Genomic DNA, 13,256 nt, shown 5'->3' on the forward strand with positions numbered 1-13,256 from the left:
GAGTTCCACTCAAGGATTTTTTGTAGAGAACATAAGTGTAAACTGGACCAAATGCCCAATTCTTTCTGGGAAAATCCTTCCGTTCTTACTGCGGATGAAATCTGGCCTATGGGGGTTTGGAAAAATAGCCCCGCTTCCCGAAAGATTGCGAGCACTCACCCTGGCTTACAAAAAGAATACTGCAAGGCATTGGATGATTTCCAGGAGGCCGACGTTATCGGATCTCCCTATGCGATTTTTTCTTACGAACCGAATCCCGATGTAAGTTCAAAACAAGGACTCATTTCCTTTAGGAAAGAACTTCATTCGAAAAAAAAGAAACTGATTTTGGATTTTGTTCCGAATCATGTTTCCGTTGATTCGAACTATATCGATCGTTTTCCAAATTGCTTCTTAAAAACCGAGAAAAACGATCATAACTCGTTTCTCCATCCGAACGGAAATAGATATGTTCACGGAAGAGATCCCTTTTTCAACGGTTGGACGGATACGGTTCAATGGGACTTTTCAAAAGAAGAAACGATAAGGTTGCATGAAAACATTCTAATGGAGATTGCATCTCTATGCGATGGAGTCAGATGCGATATGGCAATGTTAGTTCTACCGGAGGTTTTTGAAAGAACTCACGGAATCCGATCACTTCCTTATTGGCAAAGAGTGATCGATAAAATCAAGTCGGCCTATCCAGATTTCAAATTCTACGCGGAAGCCTATTGGAATAAAGAATACGAATTGCAATGTTTGGGATTTGAAGGTACTTACGACAAAACTTTGTATGACAGATTTTCAGAAAACTCCGGGGTCGAAGTTTTGAAACATTTGCAAGCTGACCTGCACTACCAAAACAAATCCATTCGTTTCCTGGAAAATCACGATGAAGAAAGAGCTTTCCATCATTTTGGAAATTCATCATGCGATTATTTTGCAATTTTAAGTTTTTTACCGGGAATCATTCTCTATTACGCAAAACAGGATTTAGGTTACACGAAAAAAGTCCCGGTGCAATTGGGCAGAATGGAAAAAGAAGCCGGTTCACTTCATATAAAAGATTTTTATACAAGAGCTTTTGAAATCATTCGAAAAAGGAAAGGGAAAATCGAAAGAACCATACCAGCCTTACGAATGTTTGTTTCCGTTTCGATAATTTGTTATATCTTGGAATATGAAACCGCAAAAGAACTATTGATCTGGAACCCGGAAACCTTCCCTGTCTCAGGTAGAATCGAAGTCCCCATGAAAGAATATTATAGGGAATTTCTAAGGGACCAAGTGAGCGGAGAAATATTTCAAATACCGGAATCGGAAATAGAACAGGAAGGGATGTTTTTTAGGCTAAATCCCAAACAATCCCAATGGTTTATTTTTTAACTCTTTCCGCAAACACAACGCCTTGAATCATTCTTAAGTTTTCCAAAATTTCCTTCAATTGATCCAGATGATCAACCTCTAACATAAATTTGGCGGTTAGAGTTCCATTAGGATGGGAACTTGCACCTGCTTCCAGAATATTCGTCTCTGTGTTGGAAATCGACTCAACCATGGAAAGATAAATTCCTTGAACATCTTTGGCACGCACCTCGATCTGAAGCGGAATCGGCTCACCAGGTCCGTCCCAACGGACAGGAATTGTTTTCATCCATTCCTTTTGTTTCTCCGCTGTCGAACAATCCTTCTTATGAACACTCACGCCTCTCCCACGAGTGATAAATCCAATGATTTCATCTCCCGGGATAGGAGTACAACAACTCGCAATCCGAACGGGAACATCGTTCCAACCGGCAACGGAAACACCGAATTCTTTCGATTCCGGTTTGTTTGCCACCGATGTTTTGGAAGCGGGTTTTTTGATTTTAACTTTTTTAATTTCTTTTAAAGTGTTTTCATCGATAACCGGAGTGCTGTTTTCCAATACGGAAGCAATCGTTTCCTTCTGGGATTCTTCCTGAATTCTTCTGAAATAGGCACGTAACTTCTGTCTGGCGGAAGGTGTTTTGACGATTCGAAGCCAAATAGGAGAAGGTTTCGAATTTTTTTCCGTAATGATCTCCACTTGATCACCTGACTTAAGTTCGGTGCGAAGAGTTACCATCCTTCCGTTGATCTTACCTCCACGGGCATGAAGTCCGACATCCGTGTGGATACGAAAGGCATAATCCAAAACCGTTGCACCCTTAGGCATTTCAACGATTTCTCCTTTAGGGGTGAAAACAAATACTTCGTCTTCGTGCAAATCGTACTGAAGTTCTTCCATAAATTCTTTCGAATCCAAATTCGGATCCTGCCAGGATTTAAGAACTTCGAGCCATTTCATTCTGAATGCGTTTTCAACACCTTGTTGTAAGATCGCACTGGTTCTGGAAATATTTGCGGATTCCTTATATGCCCAATGAGCTGCGATTCCATTCTCTGCAATCGCATTCATATCTTTCGTACGAATTTGGACTTCCATCGGTCTACCGTCTGGCCCGAATACTGTAGTATGTAGAGATTGGTATAAATTCGTTTTGGGAGTTGCTATATAATCTTTAAATCTACCCGGAATGGGTGTCCAAAGAGTATGTACGATTCCAAGAACACCGTAACAATCCTTGATTTCATTCGTAATGATCCGAACCGCCCGTAAGTCAAAGATCTCCGAGAAAGTTTTTTCTTTCGTAACCATCTTTCTGTAAATGGAATAAAAATGTTTGGCTCTGCCGTCGATTTTTGCGTCTATATTGATCTCGGCTAATCTCTGTTTTAAGATGATTTTGATCTTTTCGATGTATTCGTCTCTTTCCGATTTTTTAGCAGCTACTCTTTTTTTTATTTCCTGATATTCTTCGGGATGAAGCGACTGAAAGGACAAATCTTCCAATTCGAATTTTACCTTATACACCCCCAACCTTCCGGCAATCGGTGCGTAAAGAGACAAGACTTCCTTTGCAATTCGTTTCTGTTTTTCTACAGGTTGAAATTTAAGTGTACGGACATTATGGGTCTTATCCGCAAGTTTGATCAGCATTACCCGCACATCTTTAATGGTAGCAAGCAACATCTTTCTAATATTATCTGCAGCCTCCGTTTCTTTGGATTGGGATTTGATTTCGGAGATTTTTGTTACCCCTTCCACAAGATCGGCGATATCATCACCGAATTCACCGGCCATATCGTCTTTCGAGTATTCGGTATCTTCGACTACGTCATGGAGAAGACCTGCGGCAATCGCCCTTTCGTCTAATCCTAGTTCGTCGAGAATGGAGGCAACATTCAAGGGATGAATGATATAAGGCTCACCTGACAATCTTTTTTGTCCGTCATGCATTCTATCCGCAACGCTAAATGCTTTTTTGATCAAGTCCCCTTTGTCCGGACCCAATCTTTTGTCGACAGCTTCGAATAATTCAGACTTGTCTTTGATATCTTGGTAAATTCCCATTATTCAATCTCCAGACTGATGTCCAGAAAACGAACCGTATGAGTCAGGTATCCCATACTCACTCCGATTCCTTGAAAACGGGAAAGAAATTCCAATTTTTCAGGAGTGATTCCTCCGGAACACTCAATCAAAATTTTCGGTGCCTCCTTTTTCAAAAGACTAATTGCCGTTTTTGTATCTTCTTCCGAAAAATTGTCCAACAAAATGATATCCGGCATTGCATTAATGGCTTCTTTAAGTTGTGTTAAATGATCGACTTCCAATTCGATCCGATGATTCGGATGTTGATTTCGAATCAAGGAAACTGCAGTTTCGATGGAGCCCGCTTTGGCGATATGATTGTCTTTTAACATCGCCATGTCGGAAAGATTGATCCGATGATTCCAGCCGCCCCCGGTATGAACTGCGTATTTGGCCAATTTTCTATAACCGGGCAAAGTTTTTCTGGTATCCAAGATCACCAGATTCGGATATTTTCTTACAACCAAATCCGCATTAGTTGCTATTCCGGAAAGATACTGAATAAAATTCAACAGAATCCTTTCCGTTTTCAAAATGGAGGATAAACTACCGGAAAGTTCACCGATCTTACTTCCTTTCTCCAAACGGGCACCGTCTTTCAAAAAGGGAGTGTAATGGATCGTATGATTTGTTTTTTTAAGAAGGCAAGTGATGACGTCTATTCCACAGAGAATTCCCGGATCTTTGGCAAGTAAGGTAGCTTTTGTTTTTTCCGAATCGCGGAACAAAGAATCAGTAGTAATATCCCCCGAGGGAAGGTCCTCATTCCAGGCAAGATCCACTAGGGAAGAAAAATCATCCGGTTCTATCGAAACAACCGGTTCTGTATAGCCTCTGTGCGTCATATCACCTTCTAAATAGACAAAAAAAAAGCTGTCTTAACGACAGCTTTTCCTTTCTTTCAAAAAACAAAAGACCTATTTCTTAGGTGGTTTTCCCACTTTTCCTTCTTTCGGAGGAATGTTGATTTTTTGTTTTGGGAAAATCAAATCTTTGTTTCTGATCTTTCCTTTGTTTGCTTGGAAAATTCTCGGCCAAAGTTTGGAGTCGTTATAGACTTCTTTGTTTTTAGCAATTCTCCAGAGGCAATCGGCAGGGACACGTTTTTCAACAGTGTATTGTTTCCAGCCTTTTCCTAAAGAAATGATTTTAGAACCTGCACCCGTTTCATCGCCTTCAGCATCAGATGTCGGAGGAGTAGAATCGGTTGTTTTGGTTCCGTTATCAGACTCTCCATCAACTTTAACATTTGTTCCGCGATCTTTGCCTTTGTCAGCCAAATTCGTTTTGGGAGATTTTAGGTTTGCAACTTGATCAATGGAGATTTCAGCCAAACGAATGGATTCTTCCGATTGTCCGATGGAATCTTCGTATTTTTCCTGTTCCAACAAAGTGGAAGAAGCTCTTAAGGATTCATTGGCAGCACCCAAGTTTTCTTGTGCGCTTCCGTATGCATCTTTGGATTGGGAAGACTTGATCAAGCTATCGGAGTTTAACTCTGAAAAACGGGAATTAGCATCTTCCACAACATCACGTGCCTGACTGTTTCTCGCCTTGGCATGATCTTTCACCACACCTGCAAGTAGTGCTGACGAAGCCGCTTTTGAAGTTTTGATTTTTTCGTCGGCGGATTTCAGTTTTCCCGCATCAATATCTTCCAATGCGGATGCAACTCTTGCTTTCTCTTCTTCTACCGCAGGATTGGTTCCGTTGGTATATTTGGAAGCTTTGTCAAGATTGGATTCGATTTCTTCCGCGGATTGTCTGAGTACATCTGATTTTTCAAGAGCAACTACTTTAGCGTCAGTCCCTGCTTGTTTTGCATCTTTGAATAGATTATAAGAAGCTTCGTATTCATTCAAAGCGAGAGTACGTTTTGTTTCTTTGCTGGCTTCGTCTTTTTCTTCTCTCAAATAAGAAGCAAGTGATGAATCGGCAGAGGCCAATTTTGCATCCCCTTCTTCTTTCAAAGTGTTTGCTTTTTTAAATTCTTCGGGAGAGTATTCGGCCGCATTTGCTTCGTCGGCTGCATCAATCAAACTTACCGCTTCTTCGCGGGTTTTAGCTACTAACTTTGGAAGTGTTTTTTCCAAAGCATCATAAGCTTTTGAAATAGCATAATCAGCATTCTTTTTGGAATCGGAAGCTTTCTCTTGTGAAGCAAATTCATTTGCTTCATTCAAACTTCTTTTTGCTTCCGCAAATTCTTCCGGAGCATAACTTTCGGCTTGTAAATTTTCCGCACGACTTACTTGTTCTTTGGCAAGTTGCAATTCTTTCAGAGGCAATTCCTGACCGCAGTTGATAAAACCTGTCAGAGAAAATAGCACTGCCAAAAGAAAGACTATTGTCTTTTCCTTTTGCACCATTTGGGACTCCTTAATTCTTGGGAATTTTGATAGAAAAGAAAGCAAATTGCTTCCTTTTCTATTTAAATGCAGCGGTGGCTTCGTCTTCGCTATCGAAGATTTCGAAGAAAGAGGTCAGTTTAGTTAACTCGAAAACTTTACGAACAGAACCTGCAACATTAATGATTTTTAATCCACCTTGGTACTTTTTCAAGTTGGATAAACTTGAAATCAAAGCTCCGATTCCAGAAGAATCGATGTAAGAAACTTTCTCTAGGTTAATGACGATGCAGTATTTTTGCTCTTCAATCAATTTTGCTATCACATCCTTGATTTCTGGCGCGTTGTAAAGGTCGATTTCCCCGTTAATGTCGAGGATTACGATTTTATCTTTTTCCCTTCTAGTGATTTCCATGTGTGTCTAGAGACTCCTCAGTGAAGCTACAATCAATGTAGAAATGACGGTACAATTGCATGAAAAAAAATCAGATACGTCAACCTAATAATTTTAGGGAGCATATAATTTTTTCCAATGGTCGTAATAAGTTTGAAACTCACCTTTTTCAATGGATTTTCGAAGATTGTCCATGAATTGTTTCATAAAATATAAGTTGTGATAGGTGGAGAGTGAGAAAGCCAAGATTTCCTTCACCTTGTGAAGATGTCTTAGGTAGCCTAAACTATAGGTCTTGCATACCTTGCATTGGCACAGGGGATCTATTGGCTCTGTGGAAAGTCTGTGAGATTCATTTCTCAAATTGATCTTACCTTTTGAGGTAAAAACCTGGCCATTTCGTGCGTTTCTTGTAGGCAAAACGCAATCAAACATATCAATTCCATTTTTAACGCCATCCAAAATGTCCACAACCGTCCCTACACCCATAAGATATCGGGGCCTTTTTGGGTCCAGATGGGGAGAAAGACATTCCAGTATTCGAACATACTCTTCTCTCGGCTCTCCAACGGAAAGTCCGCCTAGTGCAATCCCCGGGAAGTCCATATTTTGCAATGTTTGTAGGCTTTCCAGGCGAAGTGCCTCATTGACACCGCCTTGAACGATACAGAATAAATTTTGGTCATTCGGATTTTTTTGCCAATACTCAACAGATTGTTTGGCCCAACGATGAGTTCGCTCCAAGGATTCTTTCAATCTTTCCGTCGAACTTCCGTAAGGTGCACAATCGTCCAAAACCATCATGATGTCGGAACCGATGGCTCTTTGCATATCGATCACAGACTCAGGAGTGAATTTATGATGACTTCCGTCGATATGAGACTGAAACCTTACCCCATCTTCCTCGAATTTGAATAATCCAGAAAGACTGAATACCTGAAATCCGCCCGAATCAGTGAGCAGGGCATTCGGATAAGCCATAAATTTTTTCAAACCGCCAAAGGTTTCCATTACCTCTTTGCCGGGTTTCAAATAGAGATGATAAGTATTTCCGAGAATTAATTTATAACCGAGTTCTAATATATCTTCCGAAGAGAGCGCTTTGACGGATCCCCTGGTGCCTACCGGCATAAACACAGGGGTCTCCACTTCTACTCCGCCCAGAGTGAGTATTCCTCCGCGCGCGAAGGAGTTCGGGTCCTTAGAAGTTTGAATGAAAGAAAGGGGCACTATTTCTTTTTATTTTGGCAAGCTTCGCAAATTCCGAAAATATTCAAACTATGACCGGTGATGACGAATCCGTTTTGTTTGGCAGCATTGGTTTGCAATTCTTCAATTCGATCATCCACAAACTCTACTATCTTTCCGCATTGGATGCAGATGATATGATCGTGATGAGCGTGTCCGATGATGTGTTCGTAATATTTGTAATCTTTCCCAAAATCATGTTCTTCCAAAAGGCCCGCTTCCACCATAATGGATAGGATTCTATAAATGGTTGCTTTGGAAATCCGGTCCCGATTGTCCTTTAGTTCATCCAAAAGACCTTCCGCGGTAAAATGATTATGAGATGAAAAAATTTTTTGAGCAACGAGCAGACGTTGGTTTGTAATTTTTAAACCTTTCTCCTTCAAGTATTCTTCGAAGGCCTGCATCTCTTTCATAGTGTCTTCTGTAAGCGATTCTTCCTCAGACAATGTCGTTCTCCCTACTTATAGTAAATATCAATTGATTTTTCCGGAAAGTGAATAGTACCAAGATCTTTCCGCTTCTTCGGCAATCCGCAAAGCCATGATCCTGAGAAGTCGATTCTGGGCTTCCACTTCCGATTCCCTGTATCCGATCTGGGTAGAATAAAATGCTCTACCCGGAATTTCATTCCGTTCCAAAGGTAATTTCCGACCGGACTCCGCCTCTACAAGCTCAATTCTAGTGACTACAAATAGCTCCGTGGTGATTTGCTGATCCGCTAGATCCATCAAATCCCCCACTGCCTGGTAGTGGACGATCTCGGAGTAGAGCCGGTAAGTTGCCTTGGATTTGTCTCTGGTTCCTAAGAATCTTCCTCTCCGGTCTATCTCTTCGATAATCATCTGAGTCAACCTTGTGTGAGTGCCTGCCGAATATGTATTGTTTCTGACGTTTTGGATGTAAAGAGTTCGTTTTATATCTGGTACGGGAACTCCGTCAATCTTCGGCGGCCTTCCCGGTTCCGTAGCACAACCCATCAGCATGGTAATCAAAGCTGCCAAAAGGATGAGTGGGGAAAGTCGCATCATATTCTAATTTAAGGAGAACCCCTACCATTTTAGGTCAGTTTCTTTTTCTGTCAAAGGTTTTGGGGATGGATTCGAATTTTGTGAATGGGTGAGCGGGGATTTCTCTTTTTCCTTGCGAGAACCGTAGTATTTCCGCATTCTGCGGAGAGCCTTCTATGATTCGCATTTTATTTTTACTAATTTCGGGAATTTTATTTTTGCGCCCGGATTTTTCTCTTGGTTCCGAGCCTCATCCGATCCCTGAGATTCCCAAAGAAGACGTAGGTTTTCCCCTTCCCTATTATTCTCCTGTTACAGGGACTTTCGCGGAAATCAGAAATCATAATTTGCACCTTGGTTCCGATTTCAAGTCTTACGGACTCAACGGGCATAGTATTTTGGCGACTTTTGACGGTTATGTGGACGAAATCAGTTATTCCAAATTGGGATACGGGCTTTCTTTGAATTTTTACAGTCCTAAATATAAAATCAAATCCAAATATGCTCATTTACACTCGTTTGGCGGGGGATTTGCCGATTTGGAAAATTTGAGAAGAGCTCTTCTTATGATGGGAGAAAAAGAAGGTTTTCAAGTCAAACTCCCGCAAGGACTTTTCTCATCTAAAAAAGGAAACCCGATTGGAAAAACGGGAGAGTCGGGATCTGGGATTTCCCATTTGCATTTGGAATTTAGAACCGAAAAAGGAATCATCAATCCTTTATTTTTCCCCGACCTGCACCAAAAAGATAATACACCTCCTACCATAAGTTCTCTCTTCATAGAAGGAGGAGGATTGCCGAAACCTTTGATTTTGGAAGCGAAAGAAACGGAAAAAGGAATCTATTCTTTGTTTGATGAAACAGGCAATCAAATCAAAGAACTTTCCTTAACCGGAAAAGTCAAAGTCAGATTGAGCGGATACGATATCATCCGTTCCCGCAATAAGAACAATGTGTACGGAATGGATTTGTTTTTAAACGGAAAGGAAATTTTCAGAAGGGATTTTTCCTATTTATCCTTTGAGGAAGGCGCGAAAAAACACCAATTCTACGATATCAACAGATCTTCCCTCTCTCCTCCCGTTTATTTTTATCATATGTACGAACAGCCCAAAGATTGGAAAGAAGAAGGGTTTTCATTTGATCTGAATAAAGAACCGTCCTCGAGCGGGCATATTTTGGAGGCGGGACTCAGAGATGCCTCCCTTAACAGATCTTATATCAAGATCCTGATCAAAAACGAATCTCCTAACGGTTTTATTGTCTCGCAGGCAACTACTCATTTTGGCAAAAAAGTAAGTTCTTCCGACAGAACCCTTAGTTTTGACGTATCCAAAAACGAATCCACCGGAAACGGAAAAATAGAAATCGAAGAAAAAAAGGATGCGACTGATCTTCCTTTTTCCATTCCCAAAGGACTTATTTTAAAAAGTAAAATTTATAAAATCGAATCTGTCAATTTCACATGGAAAGGAGACGGACAGGGAGAGTTGATTTTACCTTTACCGCCAACTAACAAAGATTCTCTTTTTTTCTGGGATATTTCCATTAAAAAGTTTTCTTCGGTTTCCGGGAAAAGAAAGGCGAACGGCTTTTCTTTCGCTCTGTCCAAACTGGGTTACCTGATGGTTTTGGAAGATATGTCTCCGCCTTCCATCACTCCTATGACGAGCCTCGCCCGACATATAGAATTGCCGGAGATTCGTTCCGGATGTTTTGAAAACAGATATTATGCATTGAATGATGTGGGAACAGGGTTCAAAACCACAGTAGATCTTTTGTTAGACGGACAATCATATCCTTACGAATATGATCCCGACAGAAAAGCGATCAAAGTGACTCTTCCGAAAAGCCTGTACAAAGAAAAGCCCTACCTTCTTTTGGAAGTCAGGGCTTTCGATTTTGCGGGAAATATTTCCCCGCCTTTTACCGATTTAATCGTTACTTCCGGTTGGAAAAACGACGTTTATGCTTCTTGTCCCGAAAGCGAATAACGGGAGATCTCCAAAACCTCATAAGTAGTCTCTGTCGATCCGAATACGAGAGTGGCTTCGCTACCTACATGTTTTCCAAATAAGGATTTTGCGAGCGGAGACTGATAAGAAATTATATTCTTTTCCGTATCCGCATCCCAAGCACCTAAGATGGAGTAAGTGACGACTTCTCCTGTTTTTTTGTTCTTAAGTTTAACCGTATTTCCAATTCCGACTTTTTCCGATTTTACTTCGGAAAGGTCCAGAATTCGGGCACTCTTAAGTTCCGCTTCCAACTTTTTAATGGCAGCTTGCAACTGGACTTGTTTTTCCATCGCAGCTTTGTATTCCGCGTTTTCTCTTAAGTCCCCTTTCTCTTGCGCCTCTCCGATATCGCGGGAGTTTTCCAACATTTCTACGTTTACGAGATGTTCGAATTCTCCTTTTTTGGCGTTGAATGCCTGACGGGTTACAAGCACCACATCGGACGGAAGATTGGAAAGTGGATCATCATCTGCCTCGTCTTCACCTTCATATTCATCCCAAACCAAGTTCGGTTTGAGCTCATTGATAAGAGAAAACAATTGGTCTTTTTCCAAATCGGTAACATACGTTACTTCTCTGAAAAGTGCATAAAGTTTGCGAACATACTCGTCATCCGCATTTTGCAAAATATCTTTCAAAAGAGTATTGTCTTTTCCGAAAAGAATATCCATCGCTTGGTTTTTGAGCTTGGTTCCCTTGTCTTCGATTTTAGCCAAAGGTTTCAAGATACGGAAAACTCTGATGACCAGACTTTCTTCGGAAACATTCATCCAATCGAATTTCCAAGTATGAGATAGGATGGATTTTGCCACCCAAAGGAAAACCTCGGGATGTTCTTTCGATTTATTGGAAACTGTTTCAATGAATAGATTTAACTCTGCGTATTTTTCATCCGAAACAAGGTTTTGGAAAACGGAACGGTTTACCTTTACCGGAACTTCGAATAACAAACCGATCAGAATATTGATCGATTCCGGGTGATGCGCCCGGATCAAATCTTTGAATCCTTTTTTGATGTCCGTGTTTTCCAATGACTTGGAAATCTTGAGAGCTTCCTCTTTGGAAAGTCCTTGGATCAAGGATTGCAATTCGGCTTCTCTTATTTTGTGAGAGAATTCCTCAGTAGGCCAAGCTTTCGCAGCTTCTTCCAAGTAAAGATAAGCGGAAAGTCTTCGAACGGAATCCCTTGCGTTTTCTTCATCCACATAATGGGAGATAAAAAATTCACCTGCTTCGTTGGCTTCATCCGCATCACGTACGGCTTCCATTGCAATTTCCAATTTTTTATTCACGTCGGAAGTAGCTTGGAATTTTTGAGTCAATGTTTCGGAATGAGTGATCGCCTTTTCATGGTAAACCACTTCATCCTTCTTTTTAGGATTCATACCGATGTTAGCTTCTTTTTTCAGAACGGATTTAACTTTAGCCCACCATTTGGACCAATCTTCCGCTTTCAAAAAAGTACCGATGAGTTCGTTCTTCATGTCAGCAACTAACATCTTATTATCATAAGATTTCAATAATTGAGTCAGGAACTCGGCCAAGTTGTCTTGGAAAAGCGAAATCACTCCCGCTTTGTTTTCGTAATGTTGCACCCAAATATGATCTTTCTTCAAAGGTTTGAGAGAAGTGATCGCCATTTGAATGGAAAGTTTATGTTCTTTCTTTTCTGCAAAATCAACGAAGATGGAATCACCCGTTTGGGAAATAGAAGTAATCTTACCTACTCCCCAGTTTCTATGCATTACGTAATTGTCCGTATCAAATACGATATTTCTCTCGAAGTTGGTGATACAAACTTTAACCGGTTTGCGGTTGTTGCCTAGTTCACTCATCTTGAGGAAGTCTTCGAGTAACGAGTGATTTGCGTATTTTTGTTTATAAGAACGGATCAGCTCGTTTCTTGCTTTTTGGGAAGCAGGCTCGTGTTCCAGAATCTTTTTAAGAAAGTAGATAACCTTGTCCCATTCTTCCATTTGTTTGAATGGTTCGACGATAGGATATAAAAGACCAACTAACCTTGTTTTTTCGCGTTGTGATAATAAAATCCGTTCGATCTTATCAAAGAAAGAAACGTCTTCGTAATTATTGGTAACGAGTATAGGCCAAATCTCTTCCATCTGCGCATAATCTTTATTTTTCGCAAAGATCTCTGCAGCTTGTTTGAGATAAGAAATCGCTTTCGGTCTGTCCTCTTCCATAATGGTGAGGGCGTATTTTTTAGCGATCTCCGGATTCTTTTTATCTTGTTTTGCTAATTTTTCCAGAACCACTTTGAGTTCTTTATTCTTTTTCAGTTTATCAAGAGCTTCCGCTTTCACGCGAAGGGCAAGTCTATGATCACCGAACTTCAAGATAGAATCAGTGATGTATTCGATAATGGTCCATTTTCCGTGGGCCTTAAAGGAATCTAAAATATTCTTAACTAAGTTCGCATCGCCCATGGGGTCTTCCATGAACGACAAAATCATCAGCATATATTTTGCTGAAATGGATTCCGGATGTTCTTTGAAATGGTCTTCTATTTTTTGTTTTGCTACTGCTAGCTTATCTTCGGCTTTGTAAGCCTCAATAATATCATCATAGATTTTGAATTTGGAAGCAGGAACAGAACTAGCATCCGCGCGTACATAAATCTCTTCGTTGAATAGCGCTGTCAGTTTATCAGAATCGGCTGTTTTGTTCGTTTTGTCTTCAGTAATAGTCTCGGGCATGAGAAGAATCTCCCTCTTCGTATTTCCAATAAAGGGTGGTTAATGTTCTAACGTTGTTACGGTATTTTTAGCGATGAGTACGCAA

The 13,256-nt window shown here is 40.7% G+C and carries 10 protein-coding genes; 2 read left to right on the forward strand and 8 right to left on the reverse strand.

The features are described 5' to 3' along the window. The first annotated feature begins 51 nt into the window (after nt 1-51). Nucleotides 52-1,368, forward strand: a complete 1,317-nt coding sequence (locus DI077_RS12085; RefSeq protein WP_109019140.1) for an alpha-amylase family protein — start codon at nt 52-54, stop codon at nt 1,366-1,368. Here DI077_RS12085 and DI077_RS12090 read toward each other — a convergent pair. The 7 genes from DI077_RS12090 to DI077_RS12120 form a co-directional block, all read right to left on the reverse strand. Next, nucleotides 1,358-3,418 carry a RelA/SpoT family protein gene (locus tag DI077_RS12090; RefSeq protein WP_109019139.1) on the reverse strand — a complete coding sequence of 687 codons (2,061 nt, stop codon included), beginning with the start codon at nt 3,416-3,418 and terminating at the stop codon, nt 1,358-1,360. The genes DI077_RS12085 and DI077_RS12090 overlap by 11 nt on opposite strands. Next, on the reverse strand, nt 3,418-4,284 hold the full coding sequence (nadC, locus tag DI077_RS12095; RefSeq protein WP_109019138.1) for a carboxylating nicotinate-nucleotide diphosphorylase: 867 nt from the start codon (nt 4,282-4,284) through the stop codon (nt 3,418-3,420). Before nadC ends, DI077_RS12090 begins: the two co-directional genes overlap by 1 nt. Nucleotides 4,285-4,356: 72 nt before the next feature. Further along, complete coding sequence (locus DI077_RS12100) at nt 4,357-5,808, reverse strand: LysM peptidoglycan-binding domain-containing protein (RefSeq protein WP_109019567.1); 1,452 nt, start codon at nt 5,806-5,808, stop codon at nt 4,357-4,359. A 58-nt stretch (nt 5,809-5,866) separates the two neighbouring features. After that, nucleotides 5,867-6,202 (reverse strand): STAS domain-containing protein, encoded by a 336-nt coding sequence (locus DI077_RS12105; RefSeq protein ID WP_109019137.1) that lies wholly within the window; start codon nt 6,200-6,202, stop codon nt 5,867-5,869. Nucleotides 6,203-6,295: 93 nt separating this feature from the next. Further along, complete coding sequence (gene tgt, locus DI077_RS12110; RefSeq protein ID WP_109019136.1) at nt 6,296-7,411, reverse strand: tRNA guanosine(34) transglycosylase Tgt; 1,116 nt, start codon at nt 7,409-7,411, stop codon at nt 6,296-6,298. After that, nucleotides 7,411-7,845 (reverse strand): Fur family transcriptional regulator, encoded by a 435-nt coding sequence (locus DI077_RS12115; RefSeq protein ID WP_109019135.1) that lies wholly within the window; start codon nt 7,843-7,845, stop codon nt 7,411-7,413. Before DI077_RS12115 ends, tgt begins: the two co-directional genes overlap by 1 nt. A gap of 60 nt (nt 7,846-7,905) precedes the next feature. Next, nucleotides 7,906-8,457, reverse strand: coding sequence for an LPS assembly lipoprotein LptE (locus DI077_RS12120; protein WP_109019134.1), 552 nt, complete (start codon nt 8,455-8,457; stop codon nt 7,906-7,908). 158 nt (nt 8,458-8,615) lie between these two features. On the opposite strand from DI077_RS12120, the gene DI077_RS12125 reads away from it, so the two are divergent. Further along, nucleotides 8,616-10,433, forward strand: a complete 1,818-nt coding sequence (locus DI077_RS12125) for a M23 family metallopeptidase (protein ID WP_109019133.1) — start codon at nt 8,616-8,618, stop codon at nt 10,431-10,433. Here DI077_RS12125 and greA read toward each other — a convergent pair. Next, complete coding sequence (gene greA, locus DI077_RS12130; protein ID WP_109019132.1) at nt 10,406-13,171, reverse strand: transcription elongation factor GreA; 2,766 nt, start codon at nt 13,169-13,171, stop codon at nt 10,406-10,408. The two genes, DI077_RS12125 and greA, sit on opposite strands and share 28 nt — an antisense overlap. Nucleotides 13,172-13,256: the final 85 nt, after the last annotated feature.

Origin of the sequence: Leptospira kobayashii, from assembly GCF_003114835.2 — a bacterium.
In the GTDB taxonomy this organism is placed as follows: Bacteria; Spirochaetota; Leptospiria; order Leptospirales; family Leptospiraceae; genus Leptospira_A; species Leptospira_A kobayashii.